Below are 17,087 nucleotides of genomic sequence, written 5' to 3' on the forward strand. Positions count from 1 at the left end.
TGGCGTGGGCATACGTGTACCCGGAGGGCTCGCAGCGCACTTTTCCATGGTCGGCCAATCGCTCCGGGCCGCAACTCGGCCGACGGCAGCCCGTTCGGGCTCGGGTGTACGGGACGGGGAGCCAAGCCGGGCTGCCGGGCGTCGGAGGGGGTGTTCGGCTCTCCAGGCGGCCCGCCGCGGGCCGACCGCGACGGCACGAGGACGGCTCGGCGCCGGCCCTCTCCCGGAAGCACTCCCGCCGGCCCTTCTTCCGGAGGTTTCCGGAGGAAGGACCGGCGAGCCGAGCCGAACCGAACCGGGCCGGACGGCCACGAGGGCTCGCCCGACCCGGCCGGGGATCACGTCAGAGGCGTGATCCGGATGTTGCGGAACCTGACCTTGTTCCCGTGGTCCTGCAGCCGGATCGCCCCCGCGGCGGGGCTTTCCGCCCTGCCTCCCGCGGTCGGTCCGTCGATGGCCACGTCGTCGTGGACCTTCGTGCCGTTCCAGATCACCGTGACACGGGCGTCGGCGGTCTTGCGGCCGTTGTCGTCGTAGCGGGCCGCGCGGAAGACGACGTCATAGGTCTGCCAGGTCTCGGGCGCCGTGGCCGCGTTCGTGTCCGGCGCCCGTTTCCCATAGATCGCCCCGGCCTCGTCGGCGGCCGGCGAGGTGTCGCCGTAGGAGTCGAGGATCTGGAGCTCGTAGCGGTCCTGGAGGTAGATGCCGCTGTTTCCCCGGTCCTGTCCGGTGACGTCGGGAGGAAGCAGCGGGATGCGGAACTCCATGTGCAGGGCGAAGTCCTGGTACGCCTCCAGGGTGCGGATGTCGCCGCAGCACACCTCCATCGACTTCTCGTCGGTGAGCGGCCACCGCAGGGTCCTGCCGTCCGTGTGCTGCCACTGGGCCTGCGAGGCGGCCGTCCCGTCGAAGAGGGTGACCGGGGCCCCGTGCGGGCGGACGGTGATCAGGTCGAGGTTGACATGACCGGTGTCGCCGGGGTCGTACCGGTAGGAGATCGTGTTCTGCCCGGCGCGCAGGGTCAGTTTCTCGGTCTGCGTCGACCAGGAGTCCCAGTCACCGGTGGAGGCGAGCCTCGTCTGCCGCACCTTCTTCCCGTTGACGTACAGGGAGAGGGACTTGGTGCCCTGGAACGGGTGCGGCCCGTTGGAGTAGCGCAGACCCACGTCGTAGGCACCGGCCTTCGGGACCGTCACGTCGAAGGTCGTGGCGGCCTTGCCCTCGGTGGCGTAGCGGTCGACGAAACCGCTGCCGGAATAGCCCGTGTGGTCGGTGTTGATGCCGGCCTTGCCGGTGAGGCGTGCCTCCTCGGCCTCGTACAGGGTGGCGGGAGGCGGCTGCTTGCCGGGCATCCGGTTGAGGGTGTACCAGGCCTCGGTGCTCCACAGCGGTTCACCGAGGGCCGAGGTGAAGGGACGCGGAGAGCGGACGTGGACCACGCGGCCCGGCTTCAGACCGTCCAGCCGGAGCCTGACGGTACGGCCGTCCTTGGAGAGCGTCGCCGAGCGCACCGGAAGTGTCTCCTCGGCGATCTTCCGGCCTCCGTAGTCCGTGGTGGGCGTGTAGCGCCACTGCTCGGCGCGGTAGCGGGCGGCGAGCCGTTCGGCGGTGGCGGCGGAGAGGGGCTGGGTGTACGTCAGGTCGAAACCGCCGGGCACGGCACGCATCGACTGGATGTCGAAGGTGTTCTTGCCGTTCGGGGTCAGCTTCTGCAGGCCGTACCTGAGCTTGCCCTCCTGCCCCCAGTTGCCGTCGGCGCCCAGACCGCCGGCGTAGATCGCGCCGTCGGGGCCCAGGGTGATGCGGTTGACGCCGGCCTCGAGGCCCTGGGTGTAGCGGAAGACGGCGCCCTGGTACTGGCCCTGCACCTTCTCCAGATAGGCACGCTGCAGACCGCCGTAGGTGACGTCGCCCAGCAGCATCTGCCCGGCGAAGGGACCCTTCTTCAGATACAGCGGGGTGGAGGGCGAGTTGGCGATCTCGTTCTGCGGCAGCCACAGCACCGGCTCGGTGACGGGCGAGTCGTCGAAGAGGCCCGGGGGCTCGGTGTAGTGGTTGAAGAAGCGGCCCTGCTTGATCTGGACGAGCTTCGACGCGGGAAGCCATCCGCCCTGGTTGTCGGTGACGAAGATGCCGTCCTCGGGACCCCAGCCGATGCCGTTGGGGGTCCGCAGGCCGCCCGCGATCGGGGTGATGCGCCCCGTCCTCTTGTTGATCTTGTACGTGATTCCGCGTCCGGGCGCGGGCTGCGGAGTGGTGGTCGCGCCGCCGTAGTCGATGGCGACGGAGAGGTTCACATAGAAGTGGCCGTCCCGGTAGAGCAGGCCGAAGGCGAACTCGTGGAAGTTCCCGCCGTACGGCCAGGTGGCGACCGTGCGGTACTCGTCGGTCACCTCGTCGCCGTCCTTGTCGACCAGCCGGGTCAGCTCGTGCTTCTGCGAGACGTACAGCGAACCGTCCACGTACTTGATGCCCATGGGTTCGCGCAGTCCGCTCGCCACCTTCTTCACGGTGACCTTGTCCCGGCTCGTCCGGCCGGTCACGTTGTCCAGCAGGTACACCTCTCCGGCAACGTTGTCAGTGCCGCCCCACGTACTGATCGCAAGCCGTCCGTCGGGCAGCCAGTCCATGCCGCTGACCTGCGGTTTGAAGCCGTCCGGGCGCAGGTCGGTGAGTGTCAGGTCGGGGCGTACGGAGTTCAGCGGCAGACCGTCGCCGGGCGAGTCGCCGCTCGCCTCGCACTCCTTGCGGCCCGGTGAGGTGACCCGGACGACACCGGCGTCGGTGCTCAGGGCCTCACGGGGCACGACCGCGAAGTCGCTCTCGCCCGGCGGTTTCCAGGCCAGCTGGAGCCGCTGGTCGCCGTCCCGTTCGAAGTGGTCGATGCGGAACGGGTGCGGGCCGGCGGTGAGATGGGCCGCACCGTCCTTCGGCTCGCTCCCGTGGAGCCCGTCGTGATCGATCACCGTCTCGCCGTCGATGGTCAGCCGTGAACCGTCGTCGCTGGTGAGACGGAACACATAGCTGCCGGTGCGCGGCACGTTCAGATAACCGGACGTCTCGGTGACGAAGTGATCGGTGAACCCGCCGAAGTCGTCGGCCGTGGACCAGTCGACCGTCGGCATCAGTTTGTCGTGGTTGGGAGTCTGACCGGGTTTCAGGGTGCACAGCTTGCTCAGCGGCGTCTGCACGTCGAACACACGGAGGGTGACTCCCGGCTCCTGCGGGGGGATGTCCGCGGGCGCGGCGGAAGCCGGGGGAGCGGAGCACAGGCCGCCGACGAGGAAGGCCCCGGCCAGCAGGGGGACCAAGTGTCTTCTGGCGCGCGGAAACAGACGTTGGGGCAATGGTCCTCCAGGAGTTGGGGACCGGACCGTGCCGGAAATCGCTCCGGTCTGCTGGGATGGCGCTGCACTTGTGCCGCCACGGTAGAAGACTTCTGCTTGACATGTCCACACTTTGTCAGCGAAGAGTTCAAAGTCCGGACCGTCCCGGTCGTGCTTCTGCCGTGACGCGGGGCATCGGCATGGAGGTCCACAGATCGCGTACGCGGTGCGCCGACGAACGCCCGCCCCACGCACCTTCGTCCCCGCGTGCGCCGGAAGCGGCTCCCGCGCCTGCCGCCGCGGTGCTCGGAACCGCCGTGACGACCGCGTCCGGCGTCCGTGCCCCGGCGGGAACCGAGCGCGCTGCCCGGAGTCGCCCTCCGGTGTTCCCCGAGTCCTCGGAGCAATGGAGCCATGGGTTGGCGAACTCACCCTGACCTGTGAAGGAGTGTCAATCAGCTTCGTATTGAGGGGAGTTCACCACTCGATCGGCCCGGCGTTCCCGCCGGTGCACAGCGGGCACGGCCGTCGGTACGTCCAGCCGCACAGCGCGCAGCCGTCGAACCCGCAGCAGCCGTCGCACCAGATGGCGCCCCAGCCGGCGCACAGCCCGCAATAGGCCACCGGAGACGCGCTTTGTGAGGACTTGGCCGCCCGTTGCTTTCGGGACCGCCTGCGGGCCGTCCGCGGCGCTGTGGTCACCCGTGTCCCTCGGGCTGCCGCCGCATCAAGGCGTTGACGCTTGTGATCGTGGCCAAGTCGTCGACCACGCGTGCACGTTCCCGAATGATCGCCAACTCCCGGCAACCGGCGCACCCCTCCACCGGTGCGGGCTCCGGCTGGGATGCGTGGTACGGCAATTCCGCAGACGTGTTCGGGTATCTCCTCCGCTCGGTCATGCGGTACAGAATCCGGATGCGATCAGTCGTCGACCAGCGGCCTCGTGTCGGCCGGCTGTCGGCCAGAATTGCAGGTGTGAGCGCAATCGGGGCCAACATCAGGCAACAGCGGGAACGGCTCGGCTGGAGTCAGGCACGGCTGGCGTACGAGGTGTGCCGGGCCGCCGGAGTCGTCGGGGAACCGGTCGGCCGCCAGGAAGTCAGCCGTTGGGAGACAGGAAAACGCACACCGCGTGAATGGTTGCCATTTCTCGCTGCGGCTCTTGGAGTTTCCGTGGAAACGCTCAGGAAACCACGGACGTCCGCTGAACCGCCGCCCCCCGCACTGGCCGACTTTCTTCCTGGCGAGAACCCGCTGGAACCGCTGCGCGGTCGTACAGGCGGCCGTATCGGTCTCACCCAGGTGGACGATTTACGGCAGCGCGTGCACGGCCTGCGGCTCGCCGATGACTACCTGGCCGGTGGGGACCTTGTGCGGCCCGCGCTGCGCGAATTCGGTGAAGCAGTCCGAATGTTCCGGGAGTGCAGTCACTCCGAGGAAACGGGCCGTCAGCTGCTGGTGCAGATCGGAGAACTGGCCCAGATCGCCGGATGGATTGCCGGCGACGCCGGACAGCACGCCGAGGCGGAACGCATGTACCGGCTCGGGCTCAGCGCAGCCGCACAGGCCGAGGACCGGACACTGATCGGACACCTGGCCGGGTCGCTGGCCTACCAATGCAGCAATACGGGAAGGGAAGTCGAAGGCGTCACCCTGGCCCGTGCCGCGCTCGACGAGGCCGGGCCGGACGCGCCGCCGAAGGCTCGCGCGCTGTACTTGGACCGGGTGGCGTGGGCACACACGAAAGCGGGCAACGCACAAGCCGCCATGCGCGCCCTCGGGGAAGCGGGTGAGGCTCTGGCCGAGGACAGCAGGGACATCGAGTCGCCGGACTATTTGTACTGGGTGAACTCCGGAGAACTGCACGTGATGGAAGCGCGGGTGTTCACCGAGCTGCGCCGACCGCTCCGCGCCGTGCCGATCCTGCGCGATGTTCTCGGCCGGTACGACGCGACACACACGCGAGAGTTGGCGCTCTACTTGTCATGGCTTGCCGTTGCCTGCGCTGATGCGAACGAACCCGAGGAAGCGGCGGCCGTTGCTGAACGGATGCTCACGCTGTCCGCCGGCATTGCCAGCGAGCGAACGACACAGCGGGCACGGGTGGTCCTGGCCCGGCTCGCCGAGTACACCGACGTACCCGAAGTGCGGGCCGTTCTCGACTCGGCCGCCTGAAAGGCCGTTCTCCCTCTGAATCCATGTGCGGTTTTTGCTGCCCGGGCATGAGATCGCGGTTGTCGCAAGAGACTCGCTCCGTTGTCGGCCGGGATGGTGTGAGGGCGGCGGCTGCCCCGGACCGTGATCGGTCCGGAGCCTTGCGCTGGGGCTTGCGCACAGTAACCTCGGGCCATGCCCGAGACCTCGGTGGCACGTTTCTACGACGAGCTGGCCGATGACTACCACCTGATCTTCGCGGACTGGGACGCGAGCATGCACCGGCAGGGAAACGCCCTGCACGGCCTGATGGGTCAGGACAACGCGTCGGTGCTCGACTGCTCCTGCGGCATCGGCACGCAGGCCATCGGTCTGGCGCTGCGCGGACACCGCGTCACCGGCACGGACCTCAGCGCCCGCGCCGTCGCCCGCGCGGCCCAAGAGGCCGCCCACCGCAATGTGACGCTGCGTACGGCCGTCGCCGACATGCGGCGTCTGCCGTTCCCGGACAGCCGGTTCGACACCGTCGTCTGCGCCGACAACGCCCTGCCCCATCTGCTGACGGAGCAGGACGTCCACGCCGCCCTGACGGAGATGCGCCGCGTGCTGCGTCCCTCCGGCCTGGTGCTGCTCAGCACACGCCCCTACGACGACCTGCTGCGCGACCGGCCCACGTCGACGCCTCCACAGGTCCACCACCCCGCGGACGGGGGAGAACGGACCATCACCTTCCAGCTCTGGCACTGGCACGAGGACGGCGAGCACTACGACTTGGAGCACTTCCAACTGCTGCCGGCCGGCGGGGAATGGCGCGTCAAGGTCCGCCGGACCGTCTACTGGGCGCTCGGCCGGGACCGGCTGACCGCCCTTGTGACCGACGCGGGATTCGTGGACCCCGAGTGGGGGATACCACAGGAGACGGGTTTCTTCCAGCCGCTGCTCATGGCACGTGCCGGCACGTAGGCACATGGGTGATTCCAGCGCCTTGCGGACCGTTTGCCGCGATGCTCAGAAGGCGCTTTGGCCGCCCATGGCCATTCGTGTCGATGTCGGAACGGAGCGCTTGGCCGACGTTCTCGGTCATGCATCCCGCGTCGTCACAGACGTGGAAGCGGGCGCCGTCCTGAAGCCACTGCCACAGGCGGGGGTTGTGGGCGAACAGGAGGAGCGCGGGCGGGATGCCCGCGTCGGCGCGGCGGTGCCGCGGCTCACCCGCAGGGGGCGGGTCGCGGCACCGGTCTTGCGGAGCGAGGTCACGGCTTGAGGAAACCGGCCTCGGTCAGGACCTGCTGACCCTCGGGGGACTGCACCAGTGCGATGAACGCCTTGGCGGCCTCGGCGTTCCGGGCGTTCTTGAGCAGGGCGATGGGGTAGTCGTTGACGGCCTTGGCGGATTCGGGGAAGTCCACACCCTGCACCTTGCCATCTGCCGCCTTCACATCGGTCCTGTAGACGAGTGCGGCGTCGGCCTCCTTCAGCACCACCTTGTTCAGGGCGGACTTGACGTCCTCCTCGTAGGACACCGGGGTGAGCTTGACGCCGCCGGCTGTCAGGGCCTTCTGCGCGGCGGCGCCGCACGGCACCGTCTTGTCGCAGAGCACGACCTTCAGACCGGACTTGGTGAGGTCCTTCAGGGAGGCCAGCTTGTCGGGGTTGCCCGGCAGGGTGGCGATCTCCAGCTGGTTGCGGACGAAGGTGGTCGGGGTGCCGGCCGTGCCGCCCTTGTCCGTGACGATCTTCATCGTCTTGGGGCCGGCGGCGGCGAACACGTCGGCTGGGGCGCCACCGGTGATGCTCGCGGCGAGAGTGTCGCTGCCGCCGAAGCTGAAGGTGACCTTCGTGCCCGGGTGGTCCTTCTCGAACTTCCTGCCCAGGGCGGTGAAGCTCTCCTTGAGCGAGGCGGCCGCGAAGACCGTCACCTCACCGGACGGCTTCGACGACGAGGAGGCGGACGCGGCGGAGTCCGAGCCGGGCGACGAGCAGGCGCTCAGGGCCATGAGGGCGACGGCACCTGTCCCGGTCACCTGAAGCATGCGGCGGGTCCGGCGGACGGAACGGATGGTCACGGGGCCAACTCCCTCTGGTCCTGAACGGACTCATCTGGTCCTGAACGGGCGCGTCCACGGTCTTTCGGTGACCGCAGCGGTCGGTTTCCCGCGGTCGGCCAGGCGCCTCATGGTGTCGGTGCCGGCGCCGGGCAAGACGATCGCGCCCCCGATCCAGTAGCTGTGCATATGGCGATGATACTGTCGCATGTGCGGGGATGAAGCCGCCTACTCCCTCGCGTGTGCGGAGTATTGTGCAGGGAATCCTTGCATATGCGTTTGCATGAAAGGCGGGTCGGGTGCGCCACCAGCGGCATCCGGCACCTACCGTTTCACCGGGCCGCTCCTGTACGACGTCCTCACCGCGGCCGGCCTCGCCTTCGACCTCGCCCGCCGCAAGAACCGCCTGTGCTTCCTGATCGCCGTGCACGGCGTGGACAGGCACCACGCGCTGCTGTTCTGGGCGGAGATCGAGCGGACTTCGGCCGCGCCCCGTCCTGCTCGGCGTTGCCCTCGACAGCACGCCGCTCGATTGCGTCGGCCCGCAGGTGGTGCTTCCTCAAGATCGTTGCAGGGGCGGCGCATCAGCGGGGTCGACGTGATCCAGGTGGACGGCGGTCATCCGCCACGAGTGCGACCCGGTGAGTTCCGTGCCCAGCACGCCCGTCCTGGTACAGGAACACCGGACGAGCGGCCGTCCCCGTGTTTCTTGTGTGTCTCGTGTGTCTCGCGTTCCTCTGCGCCGTCGCCCTGATCGTCCTCACGGCGGCGGGCGCCGGCGCCCCCAGGACTCGGCCGACCGTAGGCACGTCCGCCGCCGCGGCGCCCGGAACCGCGCTCGGCCGCCCCGGCGGCCGTCGCGCCCGGTCCCGGGGCCCCGCCGCTCGTGGCGGGGCCCCGGCCGCTTGTCAGCGGGCCGGGGTGCCGCCGGGCGGGCGCGGGCTCTCGCCCTGCGCCGCCTGCAGGTCGGCCAGCATCTCCGCCTGCCCCGCGAGGACTCCGGACAGGATCGTCCGTGCCACGCGCAGCAGTTCGGCCACATGCGGATCGGTCAGCGAGTAGTGGACGGTCGAGCCCTGCTTGCGGGAGACGACCAGACCGGCCCGGCGCAGTACGGCCAGCTGCTGGGAGAGGGCGGCGGGTTCGATGCCCACCTCGGGCAGCATCTCGGACACCGCGTGCTCGCGTTCGCTGAGCAGCTCCAGGACACGGATGCGTGCGGGATGACCGAGCGTCTTGAAGAACTCGGCCTTGAGTTGGTAAAGCGGCGTGGTCACCATCGTTTCGTCCTGGCTCTGCTTGTGGGCGTCGCGACAGGCGGTAACAACATCAAGAATTACGCATTCGCGCAATTCCGTGCGTGGCGGGGGGAGCGTCCGCCGGCAGCAGACCGGCCGTCTCCAGGTAGGCGCGCGCGGCCCGGATCGCCTCGGGGGTGGTGGCGTACTCCCCGCCCTTGCGGCGCAGCAGGTCCAGCGCACCGACGGAGTTCAGGACCTGGCGCTGGCCGGGGCGTATGCCGGAGGCCAGGACGACGATGCCACGCCGGTTGAGCTTCTCCACGGCGTCCTTGAGCACCAGGGCCCCGGTGGCGTCCATGGTGGAGATGCGGGACATGCGCAGGATCACCACGCGTACGTCGGCCACCTCGCTCAGCTCCAGCAGGAAGCGGTGGGCGGCGGCGAAGAACAGCGGCCCGTCGATGCGGTAGGCGACGATGTGCTCGGCGAGCAGGGCGTGCTCCTCGCGGCTGTGGTCGCCCTGGTCCAGGGGGATCTGGTCGAGGCGGGCCTGGCGGGCCACGGCACGCAGCGCCAGGGCACCGGCCAGGAGGAGGCCGATGACGACCGCCTGGACCAGATCCAGGGCCAGCGTGGCCAGAGCGGTCAGGAAGAGGATCGCCGCGTCCGAGCGGGTCGCCTTGGCCATGGCCCGCAGCGAGCCGACCTCGACCATGCGGACCGCGGTCGCCAGCAGGACGCCCGCCAGGGCCGCCAGCGGAATGCGGGACACCAGCGGGGCGGCGGCGAAGACGATCACCGCGAGGACGACGGCGTGGGTGAGGGCGGAGAGCCGCGAGCAGGCGCCGGTGCGGACGTTGACGGCGGTCCGGGCTATCGCGCCGGTCGCGGGCACCCCGCCGAACAGGGGAGAGGCGATGTTGGCCAGTCCCTGTCCGAACAGCTCCCGGTCCGGGTCGTGCTGCCGGCCCACCGTCATGCCGTCGGCGACCGAGGCGGACAGCAGGGACTCCAGCGCGGCCAGCGCGGCGACCGCCACCGCCGGGGCGAGCAGCGAACCGAGCGCACCGGGGTCGAGGAAGTCCAGGGACGGCGCGGGCAGCCCGGAGGGCAGGTCGCCGATCGGCCGTACCTCCTCCAGACCGGCCGCCTCGACGACGACGGTCGCCGCGATCACGGCGAGGATGGAGAACGGCACGGTCGGCCGCCACCGCGCACCCACGAGCATGACCGCGGCGACCGCGAGGGCGCAGCCGAGCGCCGCCCAGTTCGGGTGCCGTACGAACTCCTCCAGGGCCCGCCAGGTGACGACGAGCACCCGGTCGCCCTCGGGCTGCTCCACCCCGAGCGCGTTCGGGATCTGCTGCAGACCTATCACGCAGGCGATGCCCAGGGTGAAGCCCTCCACCACGGGGGCGGGCACGTACCGCATGTACTTCCCGGCCCGCAGCGCGGCCAGGGCGACCAGCATCACACCGGCCAGCAGCCCGACCGTGAACACTCCGGAGGCGCCGTGCTGGGCGAAGATCGGCACCAGGACCACCGTCATGGCGCCGGTGGGTCCGGACACCTGGAGGTCGGAACCGCCGAACAGCGCGGCGAGCGCGCCCGCGACCACCGCGGTGGCCAGTCCTGCCTCGGCACCGAGCCCGGAGGAGACGCCGAAGCCGAGGGCGAGCGGGAGGGCGACGATCGCCACGGTCAGACCGGCGAGCACGTCGCGGCGGGGATTACGGCCCATACCGGCCAGATCGGCCCGCGATGGCAGCAGGGACACGACCCGGGCCCGGCCCCGGCTGAGTACGGACGTCATCGAGCGGTGAACCTCGGCTTTCTCTCGGTGGTCGGGGAACCGCCATAGGATCTATGAAATTGCAAAGTTTTGCAATTTCATCAGTCGTCAAAGCCGTGCCGGTTGCCGTGATGGCCCTGCAACCTGCCTGTGTCGCAGCCGCTACTGTGTCAGGTGAGCGGAACGGGACACGTCACTTCGTGGGGCTTGGAGGATCACCGGTGGGAAGCTCCGAGAGGTCCGGAGAGGCCCGTGTACGACTGCCGCAGCTGCGCCTGGACGAGCTGCTGGAGGAGTTGCAGGCGCGACTGGACGCCGCTCGCGGGACCCGGGACCGGGTGCACAACCTCTTGGAGGCGGTGCTCTCCGTCGGCCGGGAACTGAACCTGGAACAGGTCCTGCGCAGCCTCGTGGAGGCGGCGGCGGCACTCGTCGACGCGGAGTACGCGGCCCTGGGCGTGATCGGTCCGGACGGCAGGCGGCTGTCGGGGTTCTACACCGTCGGGGTCAGCGAGGAGGAGATCGCCCGGATCGGCCCCTACCCGGAGGGACACGGCATCCTCGGTGAGCTGATCCGCCACCCGAAGCCGCTGCGGCTGTCGAAGATCTCGGAGCATCCGGCGTCGTACGGCTTCCCGGAGCACCACCCGCAGATGAACACCTTCCTCGGCGTTCCGATCCGGGTGCGGGACCAGGTCTTCGGCAATCTCTACCTGACCGAGAAGCGGGGCGGGCTGGAGTTCGACGAGGACGACGAGTCGGTGCTGTCCACGCTCGCGGTGGCGGCGGGGGTGGCCATCGACAACGCGCGGCTGTACGAGGAGTCGCGGCTGCGTGAGCGCTGGCTGCGGGCCACCGCGGAGATCACCCACAGCCTGATGTCGGGCGCCGCCCCGGCGGACGTGCTCAAACTGATCGCCGAGCGCGCGCGTGAGATCACGGGTGCCGCGCTGGCGGTGATGTCGACGCCGGTGAAGGACACCAACGCGCTCACGGTGGAACTGGCCATCGGCCTGCAGGCGGAGGCGCACCGCGGACTGCTGCTGCCCGTCGAGGGCACGCTCACCGGAGCGGCGTTCGCCAGCGGGGCGCCCGTGAGCAGCCGGAACGTCGCCCACGATCCGCGGATCTCGGCCGGCCCGCCGCGGTTCGCCGGCCTGGGACCGGCCGTCGCCGTGCCCATCGGAGCCTCGGACGACCACATCCAAGGGGTGGTTCTGCTGGCCCGGGAGGCCGGGGCACCCGACTTCTCGGAGAAGGAACTGGAACCGCTGCGGGGCTTCGCCGCGCAGGCCTCCATCGCCATGGAACTGGCCGAGCGCCGGCAGGACGCCGAGCAGATCGCCCTGCTGGAGGACCGCGACCGCATCGCCCGGGATCTGCACGACCTGGCGATCCAGCGGCTGTTCGCCACCGGTATGACCCTGCAGAGCGCCGGACGGCTCATCGACCACGAAGGGGCCAAGGAACGGGTGCTGCGGGCGGTGGACGACCTGGACGAGACCATCAAGATCATCCGGTCGACGATCTTCGGTCTGCGCATGCACGACGACGACAAGGCCTCCGGTCTGCGGGCCCGTGCGGTGCGTGTGGTCGAGGAGGCCACGCCGGTGCTGGGCTTCGCGCCCAGTGTGCGGATGGAGGGGCTGCTCGACACCCACGTTCCCAAGGAGATCGCCGACGACGTGGTGGCCGTCCTGTCCGAGGCGCTGACCAACATCGCCCGGCACGCGCACGCCGACCGCGCGGAGGCGGTGCTGGAGACCGACGGCAGGACGGTGCGCGTCGTGGTCACCGACAACGGTGTGGGCATCCCGCCCGAGGGCCGCCGCAGCGGTCTGGCCAACATGGCCGAGCGGGCCCGGAAACTGGGCGGCGACCTGGAGTGGACCACGCCCGAGGGCGGTGGGACCAGGCTGGTGTGGCAGGCACCGCTGAGCCCGCCGGAGGACTGACCGCGACGGCGACGGGAGCGTTCCTCCACCCGCCCCCGCCCCTCCGTTCCCTGCCCCTTCGTTCCCGGCCCGTCAAGGGCCGGGGGAGTGCGGTGGGCGGAAGGTTCGCGCTCCCTGGCTCCGGCTTTCCCCGGCTCTCTTCAGCTCTTTTTCCGGCTTTCCGGCCGGTGGTCCTGGCGCACCACGACCACCGGACAGGCCGCGTGCTGGGCACAGCGCTGGCTGACCGAGCCGAGCATCGCGCGGGCGAAGCCCCCGCGGCCCCGGCTGCCCACGACGAGCAGCGCCGCGCCCTCCGAGGCACGGATCAGCACCTCCGACGGGTCGCCCTCGACGAGGTACGTCTCCAGGAAGGCCGGACGGTCGTCCCCGAAGACGTCGCGCAACTCCTCCGTGAAGCGCTCCCGGGCCTGCTGCAGATCGAAGTCGGGATCGATCGCCGGTCCGGTCCAGCCGGCGGACGACGGGGTGTCCCAGGCGTGGATCGCCTCCACCTGTCCGTCGACGAGCCGGGCGTAGTCCACCGCCCAGCGCAGTGCCGCGTACGACGACGGAGAACCGTCCACCCCCACGACCACCCGGCGTCGCGGTTCTGAGGGCTGCATGGCCACCTCGCTCAGCAGTCGCTGTTCCTACGTCCACGCTGCCCGGCCCGGCCCGGCTGTGCCAGCCGGAGCCGACGGGCGCCCCCGTACCGGGGCCGGTCGGCCCCGGTACGGGACCTGCGGCCTCTGGGCTGCATGCGCGGTGGGCAGGGACTCTCGGGGCAGGAGAACGCTCGAGGGTGGAGCACCCGTCCCGGGGGGCGCCCATGCCCCGCACCGTCACCTCCGGTCCCGGCGGCACCCGTCCGGGCCTCGCCGAGGCCCTCGGACCGCACCCGGCCGGCCGCACCCGGGCCGGCCACGGAGCCCGTCTCCTCGATGCCGTCGGCGAGTCCGCCGACGAGGTGCCGGGCGACGGGAGCGGGGCGAGGATGGTGCTCGCCCCCGGCATCGCCCCCGGCAGGGAGAGGTGAGACCGATGCAGCTGCCGTTGGTCGTCGGTGTCGACGGCTCCGAACCCAGCCTGCGGGCCGCGGACTGGGCGGCGGACGAGGCCGCTCTGCGCGGAGTGCCCCTCAGGGTGGTGTACGCCTCGCTGTGGGAGTTCCCCCCGGTTCCCGGCCCCGCTCGAGCGGGGGAGGCCCCCGCCGGGGGTGCCGTACCCGCGCCCGGCAAGCCGGAGGGGCAGGTGCGGGCCGAGGACGTCGTCGAGGCCGCCGCCCGGCGCGCCCGTATCCGCCACCCCGGCCTGCCCATCAGCAGGGCCGCACTGCCCGAGGAACCGGAAGCCGCACTGGTGCGGGAGAGCAGGAACGCCTCCGTCCTGGTCGTCGGCGCCCGGGGCCGCAGCGGTGTGGCGCAGCTGCTGCTCGGATCGGTGAGCCTCTTCGTGGCCGCGCACGCCGACTGCCCCGTGATCGTGGTCCGCGGCGACCACGACAACCAGGTGCGCACTCCGGTGCACGGCCGTGTCGTCGTCGGGGTCGGGGACGAGTCCGCCGAGGCGGTGCGGTTCGCCGCCGAGGAGGCCGAACGGCGCGGAGCCGTGCTGGAGGCCGTACGGGCCTGGCGGTGCCCGGCGTACGAGAGCCTCTCCCACCCGCTGATCACCGGGGAGCCGGAGCGCGTCCACGAGGAGGAGGCCGCGCGGGCCCTGGAGGCGGCGCTGCGGGAGGTGCCGCCGCAGGTGAAGCTGGAGCGCCGCACGGTGGAGGGACCGGCCCGCGGGGTGCTCCTGGCCGCCGCGCGCGACGCCGATCTGCTGGTCGTCGGCGTCCGGTGCCGCCCTGGGAGCCTCGGCCTCCGGCTCGGCCGCACCTCCCACAGGGTCCTGCATCACGCGGCCTGCCCGGTCGCCGTGGTCCCCGAACGGGCGTGAGAAGAACGGGCGCGAGGACGGCGCGTGCCCCGGTACCGGTTCTCCCGTGCAGCGGGGCACCGGGGCACGCGCCGTGGCATGGACTGTTCGGACCGGGCGCGCCGGCTCGTCTCAGCTCGTCCTCCGGTCCAGAAGCGGGCCGATCAGCGCCCACTCCGCCGCCCACCGGTCGTAGCGGCGCCGGTCCAGCCGCCGTCGGGCGAGGGCCGTGGCCGCGTAGGTGACACCGACGAAGGCGAGGGCGGCCGCGCAGCCGAGGAGAACGGCCTCGACACGGGCCTCGGTCGGGTCGGGGGGCGGAGGAACGAGGACACCGCGGTCGTCCTGCCAGACAGTGATCGTCGTTCCGGCCCGCAGCCCCTCGTCCACCGGGGCCCGGCCGGTCTGGACGGTGCCGTCGGGAGCGGTCCAGCGGACCATCGCCGTCAGCCGGGGGCTGTTGGCCGGTGTGCTGCTCGGGGTGTCGGTGAGCAGCACGGCCTGGACCGGGTGCCGGTCGGCGCGCTGCCGGGCGAGATCCTGGTCGATGGCGCGTGTCGCCACCGTCCCGACGAGTGCGCCGCCCAGTACGGCCACCACCAGCATCACCAGGACGATCCACGCCTCGACGACGTCCTCACGGCGGCGCAGCGGGTTGTCGCGCCACCGCCACAGCCGCCGCCGGGCGCACTCCGTGCCTTTCCCGCCGCTCATCGGCTGCCACCTCCTCGTTCCGTGCTTTCGAACATGGCAGTGGTCACCATGACGGGGCTTGGGCCGGTCAGCCCCGGCTTGCGGGGACCACCGTCCCCGTCCGGGGGGAGGACTCGGCGGCCGGGGACGGCCCGAACTCCGGCAGCAGCACGAAGGTGCCGTCCAGGCCGGTGCGGCGCAGGAGCCTGCGGAAGGACGCGCTGCGGCTGATCAGCCGCAGCCGGCCCCCGCGGGCGGCGACCCGGTTGCGGGCCCGGCACAGCAGACCCAGTCCGGCGCAGTCGATGAAGACCACGCGCCGCAGGTCGAGCACGAGGTCCGGCCGGGGCCCGGCGGTGAGCGCGTCGAGACGTGGGGCGAGGGACAGCCTCGCGAGAAGGTCGACCTCACCGCTGAGGGTCACGACGGTCGTGGCACCGGCGGTGCGTTCCGTGTGGCTCGGGGCGGGCCCGGCAAGGCTCTGGGACATACGGACAGCAAAGCCGGTTTGACAAGGTGCGGGTAAGGGCCATTCGGTCCCCTCGTGAAAGCCCGGAGAGCCCCGGACCGCGCGGGACGTCCGGTATGCGCTGCCCCGGCAGGCCGGCCGCGGGGGCCGGGCGACCCCGAGCGCGATGCCGGACCGTCGGACAAGCTGGAACGGTGGAGCAGTCCCGGCGGCACGCATCGGTGCCCGGACCGGACCGCGCCCGCCCACCGGGGGCCGCCGGATCCCGGCCACCCGTCCGAGAACCCGTCCGAACGCAGAGAGGGTGAGGACCGGCATGAAAGGCTACGTCTTCCACGGCCCCGGGCAGTCCGCCTGGGAGGACGTCCCCGACCCGGACGTCAAGGAGCCCACCGACGCCGTCGTCCGCGTCGACGCCGTCACCATCTGCGGCACCGACCTGCACATCCTCAAGGGCGACGTGCCCGAGGTCCGCCCCGGCACGGTGCTGGGGCACGAGGCCGTCGGCGAGGTCGTCGAGATCGGCGCAGACGTCCGCACCCTGCAGCCGGGGGACCGGGTCCTGGTCTCCTGCATCACCGCCTGCGGGCGGTGCCGCTACTGCCGTGAGGCCATGTACAGCCAGTGCCTGGGCGGCGGAGGCTGGATCCTCGGCCACCTCATCGACGGCACCCAGGCGGAGTTCGTCCGCGTGCCCTTCGCCGACCTCTCCGTGCATCCGCTGCCCGCGGCGGTGGCCAGCCAGGACGCCGTGCTGCTGGCCGACATCTTCCCCACCGCCTACGAGGTCGGCGTGCTCAACGGGCAGGTACGGCCCGGGGCCACCGTCGCCGTGGTCGGCGCCGGGCCCATCGGCCTCGCGGCGATCGCCACGGCCCGGCTGTTCTCGCCCGAGCGCGTCATCGCCGTGGACGTGGCACCCGCCCGGCTGGAGGCCGCACGGAAGCTCGGCGCCGAGGCGGTGGCCGACGCCCGCGAGGCTCCCGAGCAGCTGGTCGCCGACCTCACCGACGGGCTCGGCGCGGACGTGGTCATCGAGGCGGTGGGGGTGCCGGAGACCTTCGAGGTGTGCACGCGCATGGTGCGGCCCGGCGGTCGTGTCGCCAACATCGGCGTGCACGGCAGGCCGGCGACCCTGCACCTGGAAGAGCTGTGGGACAGGAACGTGACCATCACCACGGGCCTGGTGGACACCTCCTCCACGTCCACGCTGCTGAAGATGGCGGCCACCGGCCGACTGCCCACCTCCCAGCTGGTCACGCACACCTTCCCGCTGGAGCGCATGGAGGAGGCGTACGACGTCTTCGCGCACTCCGCCGAGACCGGAGCGCTCAAGGCCGTCCTCGGCGGGCCGCAGCGCGAGGTCGTCCCGGCGGGCAGCGCCTGACACCGGGCCGTTCTCCACGACGGTCCGGGACCGACGGCCCTCGTCGTGGGGCGGGGGCCGTCGGAGGATGGGGGTGTGGGGCGCGGCTGCGGGGGTCGTGCCGGGCCGGGTGGCCGGGTGGAA

At 71.3% G+C, this 17,087-nt stretch carries 13 protein-coding genes and 1 pseudogene; 7 read left to right on the forward strand and 7 right to left on the reverse strand.

The window, feature by feature from the left end:
• Positions 1–338: 338 nt before the first annotated feature.
• Complete coding sequence (locus ABD224_RS09050) at positions 339–3,347, reverse strand: 3-keto-alpha-glucoside-1,2-lyase-like domain-containing protein (protein WP_344048804.1); 3,009 nt, start codon at positions 3,345–3,347, stop codon at positions 339–341.
• 729 nt (positions 3,348–4,076) lie between these two features.
• On the opposite strand from ABD224_RS09050, the gene ABD224_RS09055 reads away from it, so the two are divergent.
• On the forward strand, positions 4,077–5,501 hold the full coding sequence (locus ABD224_RS09055; RefSeq protein WP_344048806.1) for a helix-turn-helix transcriptional regulator: 1,425 nt from the start codon (positions 4,077–4,079) through the stop codon (positions 5,499–5,501).
• Positions 5,502–5,675: 174 nt separating this feature from the next.
• Positions 5,676–6,443 carry a class I SAM-dependent methyltransferase gene (locus ABD224_RS09060; protein WP_344048808.1) on the forward strand — a complete coding sequence of 256 codons (768 nt, stop codon included), beginning with the start codon at positions 5,676–5,678 and terminating at the stop codon, positions 6,441–6,443.
• 290 nt (positions 6,444–6,733) lie between these two features.
• On the opposite strand, the gene modA is transcribed toward ABD224_RS09060, so the two are convergent.
• Complete coding sequence (modA, locus tag ABD224_RS09065) at positions 6,734–7,546, reverse strand: molybdate ABC transporter substrate-binding protein (protein WP_344048810.1); 813 nt, start codon at positions 7,544–7,546, stop codon at positions 6,734–6,736.
• Between the two features lie 252 nt (positions 7,547–7,798).
• Between modA and ABD224_RS09070 the strand changes: the two are divergent.
• Positions 7,799–8,147 (forward strand): annotated as a pseudogene (locus ABD224_RS09070) (hypothetical protein); the annotation flags it as partial.
• 286 nt (positions 8,148–8,433) lie between these two features.
• Here the strand turns inward: ABD224_RS09070 and ABD224_RS09075 are convergent.
• Both ABD224_RS09075 and ABD224_RS09080 read right to left on the reverse strand, forming a co-directional pair.
• Complete coding sequence (locus tag ABD224_RS09075) at positions 8,434–8,802, reverse strand: ArsR/SmtB family transcription factor (protein WP_344048840.1); 369 nt, start codon at positions 8,800–8,802, stop codon at positions 8,434–8,436.
• 52 nt (positions 8,803–8,854) lie between these two features.
• Complete coding sequence (locus ABD224_RS09080; protein WP_344048812.1) at positions 8,855–10,579, reverse strand: SulP family inorganic anion transporter; 1,725 nt, start codon at positions 10,577–10,579, stop codon at positions 8,855–8,857.
• Between the two features lie 200 nt (positions 10,580–10,779).
• Here ABD224_RS09080 and ABD224_RS09085 point away from each other — a divergent pair, with 200 nt between their 5' ends.
• The gene (locus ABD224_RS09085; protein ID WP_344048814.1) at positions 10,780–12,513 is read left to right on the forward strand and encodes a sensor histidine kinase; all 1,734 of its coding nucleotides are present in this window, start codon (positions 10,780–10,782) and stop codon (positions 12,511–12,513) included.
• Between the two features lie 140 nt (positions 12,514–12,653).
• Here the strand turns inward: ABD224_RS09085 and ABD224_RS09090 are convergent, their stop codons facing one another.
• On the reverse strand, positions 12,654–13,118 hold the full coding sequence (locus ABD224_RS09090) for a universal stress protein (protein ID WP_344048816.1): 465 nt from the start codon (positions 13,116–13,118) through the stop codon (positions 12,654–12,656).
• A gap of 206 nt (positions 13,119–13,324) precedes the next feature.
• Between ABD224_RS09090 and ABD224_RS09095 the strand changes: the two genes are divergently transcribed.
• Together ABD224_RS09095 and ABD224_RS09100 are read left to right on the forward strand one after the other, a co-directional pair.
• Positions 13,325–13,531 carry a hypothetical protein gene (locus ABD224_RS09095; RefSeq protein WP_344048818.1) on the forward strand — a complete coding sequence of 69 codons (207 nt, stop codon included), beginning with the start codon at positions 13,325–13,327 and terminating at the stop codon, positions 13,529–13,531.
• Between the two features lie 5 nt (positions 13,532–13,536).
• Entirely contained in the window at positions 13,537–14,436 is a 900-nt protein-coding gene (locus ABD224_RS09100; RefSeq protein WP_344048820.1) for a universal stress protein, read from the forward strand.
• Positions 14,437–14,547: 111 nt separating this feature from the next.
• Here the strand turns inward: ABD224_RS09100 and ABD224_RS09105 are convergent, their stop codons facing one another.
• On the reverse strand, positions 14,548–15,129 hold the full coding sequence (locus ABD224_RS09105) for an Rv1733c family protein (protein WP_344048822.1): 582 nt from the start codon (positions 15,127–15,129) through the stop codon (positions 14,548–14,550).
• A 67-nt stretch (positions 15,130–15,196) separates the two neighbouring features.
• The gene (locus tag ABD224_RS09110; RefSeq protein WP_344048824.1) at positions 15,197–15,598 is read right to left on the reverse strand and encodes an STAS domain-containing protein; all 402 of its coding nucleotides are present in this window, start codon (positions 15,596–15,598) and stop codon (positions 15,197–15,199) included.
• 295 nt (positions 15,599–15,893) lie between these two features.
• Between ABD224_RS09110 and ABD224_RS09115 the strand changes: the two genes are divergently transcribed.
• Positions 15,894–16,964, forward strand: coding sequence for a zinc-dependent alcohol dehydrogenase family protein (locus tag ABD224_RS09115; protein WP_344048826.1), 1,071 nt, complete (start codon positions 15,894–15,896; stop codon positions 16,962–16,964).
• Positions 16,965–17,087 lie beyond the last annotated feature (123 nt).

Source organism: Streptomyces thermoalcalitolerans (assembly GCF_039525155.1).
GTDB lineage: Bacteria > Actinomycetota > Actinomycetes > Streptomycetales > Streptomycetaceae > Streptomyces > Streptomyces thermovulgaris.